General features: G+C 66.9%; 15 protein-coding genes. 12 read left to right on the top strand and 3 right to left on the bottom strand.

The annotated features are described in order from the left end of the window. The first annotated feature begins 22 nt into the window (after positions 1-22). The 4 genes from OVY01_RS19060 (at position 23) to OVY01_RS19045 (ending at position 4,800) form a co-directional block, all read left to right on the top strand. Positions 23-1,495, top strand: coding sequence for an NAD-dependent succinate-semialdehyde dehydrogenase (locus OVY01_RS19060; RefSeq protein ID WP_267849150.1), 1,473 nt, complete (start codon positions 23-25; stop codon positions 1,493-1,495). A 31-nt stretch (positions 1,496-1,526) separates the two neighbouring features. Beyond that, positions 1,527-1,871 (top strand): cupin domain-containing protein, encoded by a 345-nt coding sequence (locus OVY01_RS19055; protein WP_267849149.1) that lies wholly within the window; start codon positions 1,527-1,529, stop codon positions 1,869-1,871. Positions 1,872-2,007: 136 nt separating this feature from the next. After that, positions 2,008-2,811 carry an alpha/beta fold hydrolase gene (locus OVY01_RS19050; protein WP_267849148.1) on the top strand — a complete coding sequence of 268 codons (804 nt, stop codon included), beginning with the start codon at positions 2,008-2,010 and terminating at the stop codon, positions 2,809-2,811. A gap of 3 nt (positions 2,812-2,814) precedes the next feature. Then, positions 2,815-4,800: a hybrid sensor histidine kinase/response regulator gene (locus tag OVY01_RS19045; RefSeq protein WP_267849147.1), complete on the top strand. Its 1,986-nt coding sequence runs from the start codon at positions 2,815-2,817 to the stop codon at positions 4,798-4,800. A gap of 78 nt (positions 4,801-4,878) precedes the next feature. On the opposite strand, the gene OVY01_RS19040 is transcribed toward OVY01_RS19045, so the two are convergent. Beyond that, positions 4,879-5,886, bottom strand: coding sequence for a DUF2891 domain-containing protein (locus tag OVY01_RS19040; RefSeq protein WP_267849146.1), 1,008 nt, complete (start codon positions 5,884-5,886; stop codon positions 4,879-4,881). A 716-nt stretch (positions 5,887-6,602) separates the two neighbouring features. Here OVY01_RS19040 and OVY01_RS19035 point away from each other — a divergent pair. Continuing rightward, positions 6,603-7,913: an MFS transporter gene (locus OVY01_RS19035; RefSeq protein ID WP_267849145.1), complete on the top strand. Its 1,311-nt coding sequence runs from the start codon at positions 6,603-6,605 to the stop codon at positions 7,911-7,913. A 95-nt stretch (positions 7,914-8,008) separates the two neighbouring features. Here the strand turns inward: OVY01_RS19035 and OVY01_RS19030 are convergent, their stop codons facing one another. After that, the gene (locus OVY01_RS19030) at positions 8,009-10,258 is read right to left on the bottom strand and encodes an amylo-alpha-1,6-glucosidase (RefSeq protein ID WP_267849144.1); all 2,250 of its coding nucleotides are present in this window, start codon (positions 10,256-10,258) and stop codon (positions 8,009-8,011) included. 135 nt (positions 10,259-10,393) lie between these two features. Here OVY01_RS19030 and OVY01_RS19025 point away from each other — a divergent pair, with 135 nt between their 5' ends. Continuing rightward, a complete protein-coding gene (locus tag OVY01_RS19025; RefSeq protein WP_267849143.1) occupies positions 10,394-11,239 on the top strand; it encodes a transporter substrate-binding domain-containing protein in 846 nt (281 codons plus the stop codon). A gap of 32 nt (positions 11,240-11,271) precedes the next feature. On the opposite strand, the gene OVY01_RS19020 is transcribed toward OVY01_RS19025, so the two are convergent. Beyond that, a complete protein-coding gene (locus OVY01_RS19020) occupies positions 11,272-11,940 on the bottom strand; it encodes an aspartate/glutamate racemase family protein (RefSeq protein ID WP_267849142.1) in 669 nt (222 codons plus the stop codon). A 170-nt stretch (positions 11,941-12,110) separates the two neighbouring features. On the opposite strand from OVY01_RS19020, the gene OVY01_RS19015 reads away from it, so the two are divergent. The 6 genes from OVY01_RS19015 to dbpA all read left to right on the top strand — a co-directional run bounded on the left by OVY01_RS19015 (position 12,111) and on the right by dbpA (position 21,353). Further along, positions 12,111-12,779 (top strand): amino acid ABC transporter permease, encoded by a 669-nt coding sequence (locus OVY01_RS19015; protein WP_267849141.1) that lies wholly within the window; start codon positions 12,111-12,113, stop codon positions 12,777-12,779. A gap of 58 nt (positions 12,780-12,837) precedes the next feature. Further along, positions 12,838-13,590: an amino acid ABC transporter ATP-binding protein gene (locus OVY01_RS19010; RefSeq protein WP_267849535.1), complete on the top strand. Its 753-nt coding sequence runs from the start codon at positions 12,838-12,840 to the stop codon at positions 13,588-13,590. 222 nt (positions 13,591-13,812) lie between these two features. After that, entirely contained in the window at positions 13,813-17,946 is a 4,134-nt protein-coding gene (locus tag OVY01_RS19005) for a CheR family methyltransferase (protein WP_267849140.1), read from the top strand. Between the two features lie 167 nt (positions 17,947-18,113). After that, a complete protein-coding gene (locus OVY01_RS19000) occupies positions 18,114-18,914 on the top strand; it encodes a DUF4118 domain-containing protein (RefSeq protein WP_267849139.1) in 801 nt (266 codons plus the stop codon). 37 nt (positions 18,915-18,951) lie between these two features. Beyond that, on the top strand, positions 18,952-19,827 hold the full coding sequence (locus tag OVY01_RS18995; protein WP_267849138.1) for an alpha/beta hydrolase: 876 nt from the start codon (positions 18,952-18,954) through the stop codon (positions 19,825-19,827). Between the two features lie 104 nt (positions 19,828-19,931). Beyond that, positions 19,932-21,353 carry an ATP-dependent RNA helicase DbpA gene (gene dbpA / locus OVY01_RS18990; RefSeq protein ID WP_267849137.1) on the top strand — a complete coding sequence of 474 codons (1,422 nt, stop codon included), beginning with the start codon at positions 19,932-19,934 and terminating at the stop codon, positions 21,351-21,353. Positions 21,354-21,396 lie beyond the last annotated feature (43 nt).

The raw sequence follows: 21,396 nt of genomic DNA, 5'->3' as shown, positions 1-21,396 counted from the left end.
CAAGCCAGAAAGGAGTTGCACGATGTCCAAGGTTTTTGATTTGAAGTCCCTGATCCGTTCGCAGAATTTCATCGGGGGTGAGTGGACCGACGCGCAGGATGGCGCACGCTTCGCGGTTACCAACCCGGCGACCGGCGAGACCCTCGTCGAGGTGCCCGACAGCGGTGCCGCGGACGCTCGCGCGGCGACCGATGCCGCGGCACGCGCGTTGCCCGCCTGGCGCAACCTGCTGCCCAAGGAGCGCGGCGCGATCCTGCACCGCTGGAATGCGCTGATCCTGGCGAACCAGGACGCGCTCGGCCAGCTCATTTCGCTCGAACAGGGCAAGCCGCTGGCCGAGGGCCGCGGCGAAACCGTCTATGGCGCCTCCTACGTCGCGTGGTTCGCCGACGAGGCGACGCGCATCTACGGCGACATCATTCCGCAGCAGCAGCGCGGCAAGCGGATGATGGCGGTGAAGGAGCCGATCGGTGTCGTCGCGGCCATCACGCCATGGAATTTCCCGCTGGCGATGATCGCCCGCAAGATCGCGCCGGCGCTGGCCGCCGGCTGCACGGTGGTCGCCAAACCCGCCGAGGACACGCCGCTGACCGCGCTGGCGCTGGTCATGCTCGCGCACGAGGCGGGCGTGCCGGCCGGCGCGCTGAACATCATCACCGCGTCGCGCGAGAAGACCGTGCCGGCGGTGGGCGACTGGCTGGCGGACGGCCGGGTGCGCAAGATCACCTTCACCGGCTCGACCCCGGTCGGCAAGTATCTGGCGCGCGAATCGGCGGCGACGCTGAAAAAGCTCTCGCTGGAACTGGGCGGCAACGCGCCTTTCATCGTGTTCGACGACGCCGATCTGGACGCGGCCGTCACCGGCCTGCTGGCCGCGAAGTTCCGCAACGGCGGCCAGACCTGCGTCTGTCCGAACCGCGTGTACGTACAGGCCGGCGTCTACGAGCAATTCGGGAAACTCCTGAGCGAACGGGTGAGCGCGCTGAAAGTGGCGCCCGCGACCGATCCCGCCGCGCAGATCGGCCCGATGATCAACGCGCGCGCGATCGACAAGATCGCGCGCCACGTCGACGATGCGCTCGCGCACGGCGCGCGGGTGCTGGCGGGCGGCAAGCGCCTGCCGGAACTCGGCGTGAACTATTTCGCCCCCACGGTCCTCGCCGACGCCACCAGCGCGATGGAGCTGAACCAGGAGGAAACCTTCGGACCCGTCGTGCCGCTGTTCCGTTTCGTCGACGAAGCCGAAGCGATCCAGGCCGCCAACGACACCGCGTTCGGCCTGGCCTCGTATTTCTACAGCCAGGACCTGCGGCGCATCGACCGTGTCTCGCGCGCGCTGGAAGCCGGCATCGTCGGCATCAACGAAGGCGCGCTCGCGAGCGAAGCGGCACCCTTCGGCGGCGTCAAGGAATCGGGCTACGGCCGCGAAGGCTCGAAATACGGCCTCGACGACTATCTGTCGATCAAGTACCTGTGCCAGGGCGGCCTGGATTGAACACGCCCCTCCTCTACCGGGAACATCTATCGTGAAGGTTCAGCAAATCAAGCAAAGCGTCAATCTGACGGACCTGGAGGATTGGGGAAGCGCCGGATTGCCCGACACGCCGCCGGTGCACGTGTCCGGCGTGCAAAAGGTCATCAAGGGCAGCGAGGCCGTCGATACCGGCGTCTTCGAGTGCTCGGCGGGCACCTATCGCCGCTCGGTGAAGCAGGCCGAGGTGATGCACATGATCGCCGGGCGCGGCCATTTCACCGCGGACGGCGAGGAGACGATCCATTTCACCGCCGGCGACACGCTGTTCTTCGAGGCGAATACCGAGGGGCTGTGGGTGGTGGAGGAAACGATGCGCAAGATCTACGTCATTTTCTGATCCGACTCACGGCGGGGAGCCGGTGTGGCAAGGACCCGACGCTCGGGTCCGAATCGCACGGCCGCGACGCGCGGCAGTGCCCCTTTCCCGCCGCTTGTGAAAGAATGCTCGGAGAGACATCTTTCCGAGGGAAGCAATGAGTGTGCAGCAGCGCAATAACGTCCATGTCAGCGGCAGCGGCCCCGTGACCCTGGTCTTCGGCCATGGCTTCGGCGGCAGCCAGGCGATGTGGCGCTACCTGCGCTCGGCGTTCGAGGGCCGGTACCGCATCGTGGTCTTCGACCTGGTGGGCAGCGGCCGTTCCGACCTCGGCGCCTACGATCGGACGAAGTACGCCTCCCTGAGCGGCTATGCCGCCGATCTGCTGGACATCCTCACGGAATTCACCGATGCGCCGGTCGTGTTCATCGGGCATTCGGTCTCGGCCACGATCGGCATGCTGACCGCGATCCAGGCACCCGAGCGCTTCGCCGCGCTGGTGATGGTCGCGCCGTCCCCCTCCTTCATCGACAGCGGCGACTATATCGGCGGCTTCGGCCGCGCCGATATCGACGAACTGCTGGAAACGCTGGAGAGCAACTATTTCGGCTGGTCCAACGGCATCGCGCCCACCATCATGGGCGCGCCCGAGCGGCCGGAACTCGGCGACGAGATGGCCGCCAGCCTGTGCCGCGCCGACCCCGACATCGCCAAGCACTTCGCGCGCGTCGTCTTTCTCACCGATTCCCGCGACAAACTGGACAAGCTCCGCGTTCCCACGCTGATCCTGCAGTCCAGCGAGGACTTCCTCGCGCCGCTCGCCGTCGGCGAATACATGCAGCGGAACATCCCCGACTGTACCCTCTCCGTCATCGAGAACACCGGCCACTGCCCGCATCTGAGCGCGCCCGCGGCCTGTACCGACGCCATCGCGTCCTACCTGCACGGGCGCGGTCTCTGAGCGATGGACACGCTGCCAGCGGCGCTGCCACCTTATGCGCAGATGATCGAGCACGCGCCCTGCGGGCTGCTCGTCACGACGACGCGCGGCCTGATCGTGCGGGCCAATGCGACGTTCAGCCGGTGGCTGGGATACGAGGCCGGGGAAATCATCGCGCAGCGCCGGCTTCAGGATTTCCTCACGCTTGCCGGGCGCGCCTTCCACCAGACCCATTGGGCACCGCTGCTGGAAATACAGCGCTCCGTGGCGGAGGTCAAGCTCGACGTCATGCATCGCGACGGGCGGCTCGTGCCGATGCTGATCAACGCGACCCGGCGGCGCTATGGCGAAGGCGAGTTCGACGAACTGGCGGTGATGGTGGTGACCGAGCGGCACCGCTATGAAAGCGAGTTGCTGCTCGCGCGCAAACACGCCGAGACCGCGCTGGACGCACGCCTGGTCGCGCAGCGCGCGCTCGAGGAAAACCGCGACGTCCTGAGTCTGGCGCTGCGCGGCGCGCGCATGGGCGTGTGGTCGCGCGACCTGACGACGCAGGAGATCACCTGGAGCCGCGAACTGGAGGAACTCATCGGCCTCTCCGACGGCCGCTTCCAGGCGTCGGTCGCGGCGTTTTATGCGCGCGTGCACGACGACGATCGCGAGATGGTGCGGCAGGCGGTCGAACGGGCGCTGACGCAACGCGCGGACTATACGGTCGAATTCCGCCTGCTCCATGGTGACGGGCAATGGCGCTGGATGGAAGGGCGCGGCCGCGCGCTGTACGATGCCGACGGCCAGGCGCTGTCGCTACACGGGCTCTTTATCGATATTTCCGCACGCAAGCAGGGCGAAGCCCTGCTCACGCAGCTGAATCGTCAACTGTCCGACGCGGACCGGCGCAAGGACGAGTTCCTGGCGACGCTTGCCCACGAACTGCGCAATCCGCTCGCGCCCATGCGCAACGTGCTCGAACTGCTGCGGCAGAAGGAATTCAGCGATCCGCAGGTGCTCTGGTCGCGCGAGGTGTTCGAACGCCAGTTGCAGCACATGACGCACCTCGTCGACGATCTGCTCGAAGTGTCGCGCATCACCCAGGGCAAGCTCGAACTGCGCAAGCAGCCGGTCGAACTCGCCAGCGTGATGAGCGCGGCGGTGGAAACGTCGCGCCCGCTGATGCTCGCCGGCGCGCACCAGCTCGTCGTACAGTTTCCGAACGCGCCGATCGTGCTGGATGCCGACCCCACCCGGCTGTCGCAAATGCTGCAGAACCTGCTGAACAACGCAGCCAAATACACGCCCGCGGGCGGCCTGGTCACCCTGAGCGCCGAACGCGTCGGCGACGAGGCGGTGATCTCGGTGCGCGATTCGGGCATCGGCATCGCGCAGGAGCATCTGACGAGCATTTTCGAGATGTTCTCGCAGCTTTCGCCGGCGCTCGACCGCGCGCAGGGCGGGCTGGGCATCGGCCTGTCGCTGGTGCGGGCCCTGACCGAACTGCACGGCGGCCAGGTGAGCGCCGATAGCGACGGCGACGGCCGGGGCAGCCTCTTCACCGTGCGCCTGCCGGTCTGCGACGTCCCGGTGCCGCCCGCGGCGCCCGAGTCCGGCCTGCTGCCGCTGGCCTCGCGGGACGGGCGGCGCATCCTGATCGTCGACGACAACGAGGACGCGGCGCTGAGCCTGTCGATGGTGCTGGAATCGGGCAATCAGGAAGTCCGCACGGCCTTCACGGGCCTGTCCGGTCTCCACGCCGCCGAAACGTTTCGCGCCGATGTCGTCATCCTCGACATCGGCCTGCCGGATATCAACGGCTACGAGGTGGCGCGGCGAATCCGGGCAACCGGCTGGGGCAAACGCCTGCTGCTCATCGCGTTGACGGGCTGGGGCCAGGAACAGGACAAACGGGACGCGGCGGCCGCCGGCTTCGACCACCACTTCACCAAACCGGTGGATTTTCACGGCCTGCTCACGGTGCTGGCCGCACACGCCGGCAGGCCGGCCGCGCGCTAGCGCATGTCGTGCATTGCGGGGACGGACCGCTGCGGCGGCGCGCCCGTGCACGGGATGCAAGCGGCGTGCGCCCCGGTCCTATGCCTCCAGCGCGAGCAGCGCGAAGGTCGCAAGCCAGTGTTCGCCCATATAGTCTCCCGCCACATGCGGCAACGCCGTGTCCAGATGCCGCGCGGCGGCGTCCAGCAGCACCGCGCGGCGCGCATCCTCGGGCGGCAGCGCGGCGGCAAGATCGCGTTGGCACCAGGCGCGGCTCAGGTTCAGGCCGTCGAGGTGCGCGATCTTGCCGTCGCTGCGGTCCGAAACCGTCGCCGGCACGAACAGCGCTGCCGGCCGCCGCATGGCCAGATCGGGCAGGAACGCGCCGAACCAGTCGAGAAACGCCGCCGCGGGCAGCACGCGGCGCATCAGTGCCGCCTCCATCAGCGCCGGCGACAGGAACTCGTCGCCTCCCGGCTCCCATGCCTGGCAGTCGCGGTCCCCGGCATGCCAGCGCAGCGCCGCGGCCTCGATCCCCGCCACCAGCGCGACGCGCCCGGTCCGACGGCCGAAATCCAGCGCCAGCGACAAGGCGAAGGCCGTATTGAAATGCGTGCCCACGCGCAGCGGGTAATCGGCTTTTTCCAGAAACGCGACGAAACTGGCGACGAAGAACTCGGTCATGGGCGCAAGCGTCCGTGCCCAGCGCGCGGCCTGCGGCAGCGTCGACGCCTCGAGCTGACCCGCCAGCGCCAGCAGCCAGGCCCAGCCGTACGGGCGCTCGAAGCCGCGGTTGTGCGCCTGCGTCAGGTACGCCATCTCCACGTCGACATTGGCCGGCGTGAAATGCGCATCCACCAGCGCAACGATGCGTGCTGCCGGGGTGAAATCGGGATAACGATCGAGCAGGCGCAGCACCAGCCAGTAGCCATGTACGCAGGAGTGCCAGTCGTAACTGCCATAAAAAATGGGATGCAGCTCCCGCGGGCCGCGCGCATCGTCGGGCCCGGCCAGCACGTGCGTCAGCTTGTTCGGGTATTCGCGCGTCAGATGGTCCAGCGCGAGGGTACTGAATTTAACGGCCATTTCAGGCGTGAGTTGCATCATTGTCGGGGAGTCCGTAATGTCATGGCGAACGGTTGATGAAAAATGGGGTGCGCCGCGCCGCGCCGGCAGAGCGTCGCATCCCGCGGGGGTGGGACCGCGTGTCGCATGCCGAACGGCGGTTATATTTTGATACATGTCGCGACCCTGGGTATAATTCCGATTCGCCCTTGTCGCTGTACGGCAGGACGACATCGGCAGTACAGCGCAGTATCGAACAATCAGCGGTTCAATCATGCACGGCAACGCAGCGCGTCGCCGTCGACATGTCACTCTCCCGGATGTGAAAAACACCGGGATGTCGTCTGCAAGGCAGGCGGTGAAGGGCCAGAGGAGACGCTGGCGACTTCCCCGAAGTGCGGCTACAGATCGTGCGACAACCCCTTCGAATCGTCGAAGCGATGAACACCCCGAATGACGTGGGGCATCGATGGAAACGGTTCCAACCAGGACGGCCAAGTCATGATTTTCTCTCACGACACGCGTTTTCGCGTCTAGCGGCGCGCTGATTCAAAGCCACCGACTTTTAGCGTCACCGGCTTAGCGTCACCGGCCTAGCGCCACCGACTCAACGCCACCGCCCGGCGCAATGCCGGCGATTTGCCTGCGCTCGCGCGCCGGGTCCTCTGCGGCCTCGCGCCCGGGCAGGCACGTGCTCGCCTGCGGATTCGTCTTTTTCCGGAACCGCGCCGGCACCTTCACACGGAGCTATGCACCAGATGTCCCTCGACAATACGATTCCCTCTTCCCGCACCGGCCTGTTCGACCGGATCGGCCTGCCCCGTTCGCTTGCGGTCGGTTTCCTCGGCCTGCTGCTGTTCATGATCGGCGATGGGGTCGAAGCCGGCTATCTCGCGCCTTTCCTCTCCAGTCACGGCATTTCGAACAGCAGGATCGCCCTGCTCTTCACCGTCTACGGTCTGACGGTATCGATCTCCTCCTGGCTCTCGGGCGCCCTGTCGGACCTGTGGGGGCCCAAGCGCGTCATGACGATCGGACTGCTGATCTGGATGGTCTTCGAAGTGGTGTTCCTGACCTTCGGCGTCCGTACGCACAGCTACGCGGCCATGTTGCTGGCCTACGCGGTGCGCGGCCTGGGCTATCCGCTGTTCGCGTTCGGTTTTCTCGTCTGGATCGCGGCGGCCACGCCGTCGAAACAGTTGGGATCGGCGGTCGGCTGGTTCTGGTTCGCTTTCGCCGCGGGCCTGCCCACGCTCGGCTCCCTGTTCGCCAGCATCACGATTCCGCTGATCGGCGAGGTGGCGACATTCTGGGCGTCCCTCGGCCTCGTCGTCCTCGGCGGCGGCATCACGCTGCTGTGCTGCCGCGACGCATCCGGCTCGGCGCGCATGGCGCGCGGCGGTCACAGCCCGTTCGCGATCGTGTTCGGCAGCGTCACCATCATCTGGCGCGAGCCGAAGATCATGATGGCCGGCATCACCCGCGCGATCAATACCTCGTCCGAATATGCGTTCCTGGTGATCATGCCGGCGTTCTTCACGAAGGTCATCGGCCTCACGCTGCAGGACTGGCTGCACCTGCTGTCGATCATTTTCCTCAGCAATATCGTCTTCAACCTGGCGTCGGGCATCGCCGCGGATCGCATCGGTTACCGGCGCGTGATCGGCTTCGCCGGCGGTCTCGGCTCGGCGATCAGCGTGCCGTTGATGTACTACATGCCGCTGCTGTTCAAGGGCGACTTCGCGATGATCGCGGTGTTCGGCGTCCTCTATGGCGCGACGCTCGCCTGCTTCGTGCCGCTGTCCGGCCTGGTGCCGCAACTGGCGCCGAAGGAAAAAGCCGCGGCATTGTCGATCCTGGGGCTGGGCGCCGGCATCAGCGTCTGGCTCGGCCCGCTGGTCGTCACGCTGTTTCGCAGCAGCGTCGGCATCGAGGGCGTGGTCTGGATTTTCTCCGGCATGTACGTGCTCTCGGCCGTGTTGACGATCTTCCTGCGCGTGTCGCCCGAGGCGAAGGCCTATGCGGAAAAGCATGCCGATGCCGAAGGCACGCTGTCGCTGGGGCACTGAGGTTCGGCAACGACGCCCGGGCACGGATGCCTGGAGGGTGTCATGCACCGACATCCCCGGGCGCTGGCGCCCGGGCACCCCGCACCGCCCGTCGTTCATGCCGACGGCGTGAGCAGGCGTAACGCGCTGTCCGTGCCGGTCACGCCGATGCGACCGCGTTCGCGCTCGAAGACCAGCGAGATGGTCGCCTCGCCCACCTGCAAATCGGTGATCGCGAGATGGTCGATGCCGTCGGGGAGCGCCGGCTGCGTGACGGTGACTTCGCCGCGCGCCGCATCGATCTCCAGCCCGAGGCAGGCTTCGAGCATCATGAAGGGCGCGCCGGTCGCCCAGGCCTGCGGCAGGCAGGCAACCGGATAGGCGGTGGGCACCTCGCCGCGCGAACGCGTAAAGCCGCAAAACAGTTCCGGCAGACGCATGCCGAAACCCACGGCGGCTTCATGCAGGGTTTGCAACAGACGCACCGCGGTGTGCTTGTCGCCGTAATGCGCGATGCCTTTCGCGCACAGCGCGGTGTCGTGCGGCCAGACCGAGCCATTGTGATAGGACATCGGGTTGTAGCGCGCCTGGCCCGATGCCAGGGTGCGCACCCCCCAGCCATTCTGGAATTCGCTGGCGCGCAGATGCCCGATCACCGCGTCGGCGCGCGCAGGCGACGGCAACCCGAACGTCAGCAGATGGCCCGCGTTCGATGCACGCACCCGGCACAGCGCGCCCTTGCCATCAACGGCGATTCCGTAGAATTGCTGATCCTCCATCCAGAACATCGTCTCCAGGCGGTCGCGCAGCGTCGCCGCGCGTGCCGCGTAGGAGGGTTGCGGGGTTTGTGCCGCCTCGCGCCCCGCCGCGAGGCGCGTCATCGTTTCGAACGCCACGCAGGCGTAGGCCTGCACCTCGACCAGCGCGATCGGGCCCTCGGGAAAACGGCCGTCGGCATGGAAGACGGAGTCCTGGCTGTCTTTCCAGCCCTGGTTCGCCAGGCCGCTCTCGGCACCGCGCTGATAGGCCAGCAGGCCGAACGGGCTTTTGTCACAGACATCGGCGATCCACCGGGTGGCGGCCTGCAGCGCCGGCCAGAGTTCCTCGATCAGCGCATCGTCGCCGGTGCGGGTGTGGTAGGCGCCGGCCAGCACCACGAACAGCGGCGTCGTGTCCACCCCGCCGTAATACATGCCGAATGGCACCTCGCCGGTGGTCGCCATCTCGCATTTGCGGGTCTCGTGCAGGATCTTGCCCGGCGCCGCGTCGCGGAACGCCGATGTATCCCGCGCCTGATGCTGCGCGAGAAAGCGCAGGACGCCGCGCGCCAGTGCCGGCTGCAGCCACAGCATCTGCAAGGCGGTGATGATGCCGTCGCGGCCGAAGGCGGTCGAAAACCACGGAATGCCGGCGTAGGGATAGGGGCCGGACGGAAGGTCCGTGGTGAGCAGGTCCAGATCGGCCTTCGAACGCGCCAGCCACGCGTTGAACAGGGTATTGCGCGACTGGACGACCGCGCCGGCATGGTGGCGCACGCGCATCGCGGTGTGCGCGCCCAGCAGCGCGGCGCGCATGCCGGCACGGCCGGCCACGGCGGGCGGGGCCACCGGCGCATCGGGTGCATCGGGCATATCGAGGGCGGGCAGGGGCGCCGTGCCCGGCATGGCCCGTTCTTCGTACGCCACCGACAGATACAGCGTGGTGCAGCAGTCCGGGATCAATTCGAGCAGGTAATCGGCACGGTCGACCGTCAGCGCATGCGGCGCCGGGGAAAAACTGACCCGCACGATGCGTTCCTTGGCGTCGAGACCCCGGTAGCGCAGCACGACGACACCATCCTCGATGACCGGCGCGAAGGTCTCCCCGCGCTGCGCACGGTCGGAGCCCCGAACCTCGAACATATCTCGAAAATCCGCCGCGAACGCGACCGACAGGGGCAGGGGCGCGGCGGGCGGCTCATCCGTGGCCGATGCGGACCCGCCCTCGGCGGGCGCCGTCAGGCCGTAATGCGTCACGGCGATCGCCTCGTCCATGCCCTCCCCGGTCAGCACCCGCATCCGCTTGAGATGGATCGTGCCGCCCGCCGGACTGCGCTCGCCCAGCCCCGGCAGCGGCAGGTTGGTGAGATGCGCGGTGAACACCGTATTGCTGTCGTCGACATTCCCCGACAGCAGGGACGGCGCGCGCGTTCCCAGGCTGAGGTCGAAGCGCGACAGCACACGGGTATCGTTGACGAACAGACCCTGCTGCGCGCCGCCCACGTTGCCGAAGACATCGTTGACGACGAAGGTGTCACCCGACTTCAATACGAATCGCTCGCCCACGCCGCCCGCTTCGGCAGCGCCGTCCTTTCCCAGATCCGTCATCCGTGACACCTCCCGGTGCATATGTACTGAATACGGTATCACCGCCATTGCTTTTTGTCAGGGCGCGCACAGCACTTACAATGACGGCGGACGCGCACCCCCGCGCACGTCGTCCGCCAACCGGAGAAACGAACGATGTCAAAGCGCTGGACACGCAGGGAATTCGTCACCGCCGCCGCGGTAGTGGGCCTCGGCTGCGCCCTGCCCTCGCTCGCCTTCGCGCAAGCCGGCGAATCCGCGCTCGCGCGCATCAAGCGCACCGGCGTGTTGCGTACCGGTTTCGTCGCGGGCGCCGCACCGTACTACACGAAATCCGTGGCGACCGGCCAGTGGCAGGGGTTCTGCGTCGATTTCGCGAATTCCCTGGCCGCGTTTCTCGGCGTGCGCCTGCAGGTGGTCGAGACCACCTGGGGCAATTCGGTACTCGATCTGCAGGCGAACAAGATCGACTGCATGTTCGGTCTCGCGCCCACCCCGCAACGTGAAAAAATGGTCGGCTTCAGCAAACCGCTGTTCCAGAATACCTTCACGCTGGTGGCGCGGCCGGGTTTCGCGCCGAAGACCTGGGCCGAGGTCGACCGGCCGGGCGTGAAGCTGTCGGTCGACATCGGATCGAACCAGGACACCTTCGCCACGCAAAACCTCAAACAGGCGGCGCTGCGGCGCTTCGATACGTCGGGCGATGCCACGCTCGCGCTGCAGACCGGTCAGGTCGATGCGCAGGTCCTGGTCGTTCTGCTCGCGGCCACGGTACTGTCGAAGGCACCGTCGCTCGGGCATCTCATCGTGCCCACGCCACCCAGCTTCGCGCCGACGGCGATCGGCGTGCAAAAGGAAACCGACCCCGCGCTGCTGGATCAGATCAATGCGTGGCTGACGAAGACGCGGGCCGCGGGCGACGTGCGCAAGACCATTCTGAACAATATGCAGGCACTTGCCCGTATCGACCCGGCGGCCTTTCCGAAGGAAGTGACGTTCTAGAGGGTGTCATGCGCCCTCCGGCAGGCCGCGCGTCAGCGCATCAGCAGATCGGCGAGATCGATCAGGTCGAAGACCGGCACGCCGCAACGGACCCGGATCGCATCGCGGTACGGCGGCATGTTCGTGCATTCGAGGACGATCGCGGCGAGCCCCGGCGTGGCCTGCGCCAGGCGAACGGCAGCATCGACGATCTCCTCGCCAATGCGCGCGAAGTCCCCGGTGGCGGCGTCGCCGAGAATGACGCGGGCGAATTCGCCGTCGGCGCGCACGCCCGCCACCGGCGTGTCGGACCGGGCGCCGGCCGCGGCCAGATGCGCGGCGCCCAGCGCAGCGGCGGAAGCGGTCAGCACGCCGATGCGCGCCCGCGGCCCGAAACTCGCCTGCAGCAAAGGCAGCAGCAGCAAGGCCGACGCGGCGACCGGTATGCGCACCGCCGCCGCCAGCCGGGACTGATGCAGCACCATGAAACCGCAACTGGTGATCAACGCGCGGCAGCCGGCCCGCTCCAGCGCCACGGCCGCCTCGACGAAGCCATCGACCAGACCGGCGGCCCGGTCGTGGACGACGCGCGCGGGCGTGGCGTCGGCGACGCCGCGCCGCCGTACGGGATAGCGGTAGCTCGCGGGATTGCCCGCGTCGCCCGGCGGCCGGGGAAAACGGGTATCGAGCATCAGGATGCCCAGCGTTCCGGGGGCGGTCATCGAATCCTCGGGCAACGTAACGTCCGGCAAAAAAACGTTTATCTTACAATCGCGCCTGGGTGCGTGTCGAAGGGCGTGCCGCGCCGACGCGGGCCCGCATGGCGGCATCCGACACCGACATCCGCGCCCCGCCGGGAATCATCGGCCAACACTGCCCTTCTGGAGCTGCTGTGTATCACTGGGATTTTGGCGCCATCTGGGTCTACCGCTCGCTGCTCGCCAGCGGTCTTTTCTACACCGTGCTCTACACCGCCGTCTGCATCGCGCTCGGTTTGCTGATCGGCTGCGTGGTGGGCATCGGCCGTCTGTCGTCGTCCGGCCTGATTTCGGGACCGCTGCGCGCCTACGTCGAGGTGTTTCGCTGTACGCCGCTGCTGGTGCAGTTGATATGGTTCTATTATGCCTTGCCGGTACTGATGCATATCGAGATGACGCCGGTGACCGCGTCGGTGCTGGCGCTGTCCCTGTACGGCGGCGCGTTCTATTCGGAAATCGTCCGGGCCGGCGTCAATTCGATCGACCCCGGGCAGACCGAGGCGGGCATGGCGATGGGCATGACGGCCGCGCAGGTGATGCGCCGCGTGATTCTCCCCCAGGCGTTCAAACGGATGGTGCCGCCGTTGATGAGCCAGTCGATCATGCAGTTGAAGAACACGTCGCTGCTGTCGGTGCTCGCCGTGCCGGACCTGCTGTACCAGGGCCAGTCCGCCGCCCACGACTCCTACCGGCCGCTGGAAATCTACACGATCGTCGCGCTGTGCTATTTCCTCGTGCTGTTCCCGGCGACGCTCGCGTCCAAACGCCTCGAGAGCCGGCTTGCCCGCCAGGACCATGGTTGACATGGCCGTCCCCCCGATACCGTCGCCCATGACACCGCCGCCACTGATCGCACCGCCGATGATCGAGATCCAGCGATTGAGCAAGCGCTTCGGCGACAACGTCGTCCTGAAGGACATCTCGCTGCGCGTGGACCAGGGCGGCGTGGTCGCCCTGATCGGCCCCTCGGGCTCCGGCAAATCGACGCTGCTGCGCTGCATCAACCTGCTGACGGTACCCGATGGCGGCAGCATCCGGGTGGGCGCGCGCACCCTGGCCTTCGGCGCGGGCGCGCCGGCCCTGCCGCGCCCGCGCGAGCTCGCCGCCTATCGCGCCGGTACCGGCATGGTCTTCCAGCATTTCAATCTGTTTCCGCACATGACGGCGCTCGGCAACGTGATGGAAGGCATGGTGACGGTGCGCAAGCTCGACCCGGCCACCGCGCGCACGACCGCCCTCGCCCTGCTCGATCGCGTCGGTCTGGCGGCGCTGGCCGAGCGCCATCCGGACCGCCTTTCCGGCGGCCAGAAGCAGCGCGTCGCCATCGCCCGGGCGCTCGCGCTGCGCCCGGAGGTGATGCTGTTCGACGAGGCCACCTCCGCGCTCGATCCGGAACTCGTCGGCGAAGTGCTGGCGGTGATGAAGACGCTGGCGGACGAAGGCATGACGATGGTGCTGGTGACGCACGAGGTCGCGTTCGCCCGTGAAGTGGCCGACCAGGTGGTTTTCATGCGCGATGGCGTCGTCGTGGAGGCCGGCCCGGCGGCGCAGGTCATCGACGCGCCCGTCGAACCGGCCACCCGGGCCTTCCTGGCGCGTTTCAACCGCGGCTGAGCGCGCGGCGGCCCGGCGGCATGCGACGGCGTGCGACGGCGTGCGACGGCGCCGAAAATAGCGCGTCGCCCCCGCCCGCGGCGCGCATATTCGTCGAATGTTGGCCTATCGGCATGCAAATGGCTGGCTCTCGTGCAATTCCGGTGCCATTATTGAGCAGTTACCAGCCTGTTCCCGCCATGCCCCCGTTTCCACCGATTGCACGCCGCCCGCGAATGACCCATGGTAGATGAAGACAACGGCAATCCGTCGTCGCCAGAGGATGACACCTATATCAAGCGTAGCGTGCTGGACTTCGCGGTCGTGGGCATCGGTGCCTCGTCGGGAGGCATTCCGGCGCTCGTCCGGTTTTTCGAAAACATGCCCGATTCCCCGGGGATGGCATTCGTGCTCGTGCTGCACCTGTCGCCGGCGCACGAGAGCAGCATCGCGGAAATCCTGCGGCGCGTGACGAAACTGCCCACGCGGCAGGTGACGGAAGAAACGGCGATCGAGGTCAACCACGTTTACGTGATTCCGCCCGCGTACACGCTGCTGATGAACGACGGCAAGCTGGAGCTGCGCGCCGGCGAGATCATGAAAGGGCCGCGCACGTCGATCGACATCTTTTTCCGCACGCTGGCGCTGGCGCACGGCGAGCAGGCAATCAGCGTCATCCTCTCCGGCAACGGGGCCGACGGCTCGGTGGGCATCCAGCGCATCAAGGAATGCGGCGGCCTGGCCTTCGCCCAGACGCCCGACGACGCCGAATATGACAGCATGCCGAGCTGCGCGATCGCCACCGGTCTGATCGACTTCGTCATGCCGGTGGCGGACATGCCCGCGAAACTGGTGGCGCTCTGGCAAAACGCGCAGGCGATCGCGCTGCCAGGTCTGTGGTTGAAGCCCGGTGTCGGGAAAAAAGTGGAAGGCGTCTCGCCCGAGGAGTCGGAACACGCGCTGCGCGGCGTGATGGCAAAGCTCTACGCGCGCACGGGCCACGATTTCACGCATTACAAGCGCGCGACGATCTTGCGCCGGATCGAGCGCCGGCTGCAGGTCAACGGTCTGCGCGACACGCCCGCCTATCTCGATTTCCTGAGCGCCTATCCCGAAGAAACGGCCGGCCTGCTCAAGGATCTGCTGATTTCCGTGACCAACTTCTTCCGCGACCGCCTGGCGTTCGAAGCGCTGGAGCGCGCGGTCATCGATCATCTCGCCTCGCCCGATCGCGCCGAGCAGCCCCTGCGCGCCTGGGTCGCCGGATGTGCCACGGGCGAAGAGGCCTACTCGCTCGCCGTGCTGCTGTGCGATCACATCGCGTCGCCGCAGCAACGCGACAACATCCAGATCTTCGCCACCGACATCGACGAGCCGGCGCTGGCTTTCGCCCGCGGTGGCCTGTATCCGGAGTCGATCGCCGTCGATATTCCGCCGGCCTGGCTGCGCCATTTTTTTTCCAGGGAAAACAATGGCTATCGCATCAAGAAAATCATCCGCAACAAGGTGCTGTTCTCGCCGCACAACATCCTGCGGGACCCGCCGTTTTCGCGCCTCGATCTGGTGTGCTGCCGCAACCTTCTCATCTATCTCGAACGCGAAGCGCAGCAGGCCGTTCTCGAAACCTTCCATTTCGCGCTGAAACCCGGCGGATTCCTGTTTCTCGGCAGTTCCGAATCCGCGGACATGGCCGGGACGCTGTTCAGCGTGATCGACAAGAAGAACCGCATCTATCGAGCAAACGTGGTCTCGCGGCCCCGTACCTATCTGTCGAGCAAGGCACTCGCCGATGACGGGGGGAAGCGCCCATACAAGGAGTCTGTGAGTCCCTATCCCCACCGTGACGCCATTCCTTTCGGCGACGCGCACCAGTTGCTGTTGAGCCAGTATGCGCCCCCGAGCGTGCTGATCGACGCCGCCTACAACATCGTTCACATCACGGACCGCGTCGATCAGTTCCTTCGCTATGTGAGCGGCGTCCCCACCCTGAATCTGCTGACCCTGGTGCACCCGGACCTGCGGCTCGATCTGCGCACCGCGCTCTATCAGGCGGTGAAGTCCGGCACGAGCGTGGACGCGCGCCGTCGCGGCTTCTCGCTCAGGGACGGCGTCGTCAATGTCAACATCACCGCCAAGCCCGTTTCGATCGAGGACCGGAAATACATCCTGGTGCTGTTCGACGCCGTCGGCAGCACCATCGACACCGGCATGGAAACCGGCGCGGGCCACAGCGTGGTCATTGCGCAGCTCGAGGAAGAGGTGCGCAATCTCAAGCAGCAGCTCCAGGAAACCATCGACGACGCGGATTTCTCCAGTCAGGAGCTGAAGGCCTCCAACGAGGAATTCCAGTCGGTCAACGAGGAACTGCGCTCGGCCAGCGAGGAACTGGAAACCAGCAAGGAGGAATTGCAGTCCATCAACGAAGAGCTGATCACGGTCAACGCGGAACTCAAGACCAAGGTGGACGAATCGGCCAAGGCCAACGAGGACCTGCAGAACCTGATCGCGTCCTCGGACATTCCCACCATCTTCGTCGACTGCGAGTTGCGCATCAAGCGCTTCACGCCGCGCGCGCTGAATCTCTTCAGGCTGATCACCTCGGATATCGAACGGCCCCTGCGCGACATCACCCACGACCTGCAATGGGAAACGCTCGTCGAGGACCTGCACGAGACGCTGCGATCGAACCGCGTGGTGGAGCGCGAGATCGAGAGCATCAACAAGCGCTTCTACATCGCCCGCATCTCGCCCTACCGCACCGGGGCGGACGAAGTGCAGGGCGCCGTGCTGACGTTCGTCGACGTCACCCGCCTGCGCGATGCGGAAGCGCGCGCGCGCGCCACCGAAACGCGGATGCAGCGTGTCGCCCAGAGCCTGAAAGACTACGCGATCGTGATGCTCGACCCGCACGGCACGCTGGTCACCTGGAATCTGGGCGCGGAGAAGATTTTCGGCTATACCGAAGCGGAGGCGATGGGTGCGCACGGCTCGCGGATTTTCAGAACCGAAAGCCGGGAAGAAGGCACCTTCGAAGCCGAAATGCATAATGCCCTGACGCAGGGCCGCGTCGAGGACGAGCGCTGGTATGTCGACAAGGACGGCACCCCGGTTTTCTGCAGCGGCATCACGGTGCCGCTCTATACCGAGGCCGGTACGTTCGAAGGCTTCGCGAAGATCGCGCGCAACATGACCCAGCAACAGCGCCTCGCCCACTATCGCGCGAAGCGGCTGGTGCGCGAAAAAGAGGTGCGGCAGGCCAGCCAGCAGGCCAATCACCTCAAGGACGAGTTCCTGGCGATCATGTCGCACGAACTCAAGCACCCGCTGAACCTGATCAGCGTCAACGCCGAACTGGCGAGCCGGCTGCCCGGCGTACAGGGCTATGGCCTGATGGAGCGCGCGCTCGGCACCATCAGCAAGGCCGTCAAGAGTCAGGCGAAAATCATCGAAGACCTGCTCGACCTCTCGCGCGTCAACACCGGCAAGCTGGCGCTCAATCGCGCGCCATTCGACATCGTCCCGTGCATTCAGTCGATCGTCAAGGCCGCCGGGGAGGCCGCCGCGGCGAAGCGGATCACGATGACCTTCGACAGCAGCGCCCCCTCGCTGCCGGTTTTCGCCGACGGGGTCCGCATCGAGCAGATCATCTGGAACCTGGTGAGCAACGCCCTGAAATTCACGCCGGTGGATGGCCGGATCCGCCTTCACGCCACGGTCGAGGGATCGTGCGCGCGACTGGACGTGGCGGATTCCGGCGACGGCATCGATCCGGCCTTTCTGCCGCTCGTCTTCGATCTGTTCAAACAGGCGAACGGTCGCCCGCAAAGCATGGGCGGGCTGGGCATCGGACTGGCACTGGTGAAGGAGCTGGCCAGCGCGCATGGCGGCCGCGTGGAAGCCCGTTCCGCGGGGATCGGCCAGGGCACGAAATTCAGCGTCTGGATTCCGCTGCAGGACCGCCAGCAGCAGGACCCCGATCCCTCGCGGCCGATGGTGCCATCGTTGCACGGATGGCACATCCTGCTGGTGGACGACATGCCCGAATCCATCGAGGCCCTGGGAGCGCTGCTGGAAACGGATGGCGCCATCGTCACCGTCGCGCCAGCGGCCGAAGCGGCGCGACAGTTGCGGGACGGCAAGGCATACGACCTGCTGATCGCCGACCCCGGCATGTCGGAAATGCGCGGCCATCCGTTGGGCACGACACTGAAGTCCCTGCCTTCGGACAGGAAACTGGTGACCGTCGCGCTGACCATTTTCGGGCAGCCTCACGACGTACAGGAGGCGCTCGAAGCGGGGTTCGACACCTACCTTGTCAAACCGGTCTCGCTGGGCGAGGTGCAGCGGGTCGTCGCCGAGTTCCTGTCCCACCGCTGAAAGATCGGGCGCGCGCCGGGCAGCGGAAACCGCTCGGACCGCGGCGGCGGCGTGGCGCGCGCGGCACAGGCACAAACGATTACAAAAGCCGGAATGGCCGTATCGTAGAATCCGCCTTATCCCAATGATTCCCACGGCGCCCCTGCGCGACGCGTCGCCCGCCTTCGATGAAAGTTCAAAACGCCCGACGCTGGGCACCCACGGGTCCGCGCGCCTGGCTGTTCGCGGCGCTGTCCCTGCTGCTCGCCAGCGCCGTGCGCGGCTCCCTGCACCCGGTATTGGGACCGGCGTCGCCCGGTTTCGCCTTCTGCATCGCCGCCGCGCTGATCGAATATTTCTTCGGACTCGCCCCCGCGCTCACGGTCATGACGGTCGGTCTGGTCATCGCCGACTATCTCTTCGTGCCGCCCTACGGCGATCTCACGTATTTCGACCGCAGCGACGTGACCTTGCTCGTCACCTATCCCCTCATCACGATCGTGGTGATCGTGCTGATCGAACGGCTGCGGCGTGCGCAATATCGCAGCGAGCTGGTCGCCTCGGTGGCGCAGTGCCGCTACGAGATCCTGCTGCGATCCGACAACGAGCGGCTGCTGGCGCGCCGCCACGCCGACGAAACGCACCGCCTGTTGCGTGAACTGACGCACCGCCGCGACCAGCTGGTGTTCATCCGGGCGGTGAACCCGACGCCGCTGGCGAACGATCCCGCCGCGGTACCCGCCATCGCGCCAGAGGTCGTGCCCGGCACGCGGCCGGCCACCCGCTCGCTGGGCAACGGTCTGCAAGCCGGCGACCGCTTCGACGCCGTGCACCCGGCGGACATCGAACGCGTGCTGACCGTGCTGACGCCCGGCGCGCATCGCGTCAGGCTGCTCACCGCCGCCGGCGACTATCGGCTGACGGACGCACTCTGCGAACGCTTCACGACGCCCGCCGGCGACTTCTTCATTTTGAGACTGGAGGCGTGATGCCGGTGCACCGCTTTTCTCGCGCGCAGGTGCCGGCATGAGCACGGACGGCGCGATCTTCCACGCCGGCGACGCCCACGCCGTGCTGCTGCTGCACGGCCTGTCGAGTTCGCCGCTCGAAATGCGCTTTCTCGCGCGGGCGCTGCATCGCGAAGGCTTCACCGTCAGCGCCCCGATGATCGACGGCTACAGCCTCGACCCGGCCCGGCCGGCGATGGAAGGCTGGATCGACGCCGCGGTCGCGGAATTCGACGCCCTCGCGCGGCAGTACCGGTTCGTGTCGGTCTGCGGCCTGTCGATGGGCGCGACGCTGGCGCTGGCGGTCGCGCAGCGCCGGCCCTCGGCGCAGGCGCTCGCCTTGTTGTCGACCACGCTCGACTACGACGGCTGGGCGATTCCCTGGTACCGTTTTGTGCTGAGCTGGCTCTATTATTCGCCATGGCGGCGGCGCTGGCGCTACCGGGAAACCGCGCCGTTCGGACTCAGGAACGCGGCGCTGCGCGCCAAGGTGGCGCGCTCGATGGAAAATACCGACTTCAGCGAAATCGGACCGGCTACCTTGTCCCTGCCGGCGATCCACGAGGCCAGCCGTCTCGCCGTTCATGTCAGGAAACGCCTGCCGGTCATCCGCAGCGACTGTCTGCTGATCCATGCGATCGACGACGAAACCGCCAGCCCGAAAAACGCGCGCCTGGTGCTGGCGCGCATCGGCTCGGTATTCCAGCGCGCGATCTTTCTCGACGATTCCTACCATATGATCACGGTCGACAACGAGCGCGAGATCGTCGCCCGGGAAACCGTGGTGTTCCTGCGGGAAAGCGAGGCCGCGGCGAGCGGCGCGGCGCGGCGCGCACCGGTGGTGTCGCGCGCGCTCGCGCGCCGGCTGCGGCAGATCGCCTCGGTGGCGAAATAAGCGGAATAACCGCAGGCTGCGGTCTTGTACGGGTATTTCGACGATATCGCGCGTATTCGGCGGCGCGATCGCGATGCGCCGCACGCCGCCCGCTATAATCGGGGATGACCGAATCCCAGACTCCTCCCGCCGCGCCCGACGCCGCCGCCGCCGCCTTCGAACAATTGCCGCTGTCGCCGGCGATGCTCGCCAATCTCGCGCAACTGGGCTACCGGAGCATGACGCCGATCCAGGCCGCCAGCCTGCCGGTCGCGCTTGCCGGCCATGACCTCATCGCGCAGGCCAAGACCGGCAGTGGCAAGACCGCCGCGTTCGCGCTCGCCCTGCTCACGCGCCTCGAACCGCGCCGCTTCGACCTGCAGGCGATGGTGCTGTGCCCCACGCGCGAACTCGCCGACCAGGTGGCGCAGGAGATCCGCCGGCTGGCCCGCGCGGAGGAGAACATCAAGATCCTGACGCTGTGCGGCGGCGCCTCGATGCGCCCGCAGATCGCCAGCCTCGAACACGGCGCGCATATCGTCGTCGGCACGCCCGGGCGCATCATCGACCACCTCGATCGCGGCAGCCTGCAACTGGACACGCTGCGCACCCTGGTGCTCGACGAAGCGGACCGCATGCTCGACATGGGCTTCTACGACGACATCGCCGCGATCGCCCAGCGCTGCCCGAAGGAGCGGCAGACGCTGCTCTTCTCGGCCACCTACCCCGAGGGCATCGGCAAGCTGAGCCAGCAGTTCCTGCGCAAGCCGCAGCAGATCACCGTCGAGGCGCAGCACGCACCCAGCAAGATCCGGCAGGTGTTCTACGAGATCGACAAGGCCGCGCGCCTGCCCGCCGTCGCGCAGGTGCTGGACCACTTCCGGCCGGTGAGCGCGCTCGCCTTCTGCAACACGCGGCGGCGCTGCGGCGAACTCGTCGAATTCCTGCGCGGCCAGGGTTTCGAGGCACAGGCGCTGCATGGCGAACTCGAACAGCGCGAACGCGACCAGGTGCTGATCCAGTTCGCGAACCGGAGTTGCTCGGTGCTCGTCGCCACCGACGTCGCCGCGCGCGGTCTCGACATCGACCAACTCGCGCTCGTCATCAATGTCGACGTCACGCCGGACCCCGAAGTGCATATTCACCGGGTCGGTCGCACCGGTCGCGCCGATCATGCAGGCACCGCGGTCACGCTCGCGAGCCTCGACGAGATGGGCCGGGTCGCCTCGGTCGAACAGGCGCTCGGCAACGAGATCCGCTGGGAGCCGCTCGACCAGCTCGCGCCCACCGGCAGCGGCCGCCTGTTGCCGCCGATGGCGACGCTGCAGATCCTCGGCGGGCGCAAGGAGAAGATCCGTCCCGGCGACGTCCAGGGCGCGCTGACCGGCGCGGCGGGCTACACCGCCGCGCAGATCGGCAAGATCAACATCACCGACTTCTCCACCTATGTCGCCGTCGAGCGCAGCATCGCGAAGGAGGCCGCGCGGCGCCTGAACGCCGGCACGATCAAGGGCAAGACGGTGCGCGTACGCCTGATGCGGGACTGAATTTCGGCAGGCTACACTGTGTTCACGTGCTCCCCCGCACGCC

It is taken from the genome of Robbsia betulipollinis (assembly GCF_026624755.1).
Classification (GTDB): domain Bacteria; phylum Pseudomonadota; class Gammaproteobacteria; order Burkholderiales; family Burkholderiaceae; genus Robbsia; species Robbsia betulipollinis.
The sequence above is the reverse complement of the archived record's forward strand: the minus strand, read 5'-3'. Positions and strand labels throughout refer to the sequence as shown.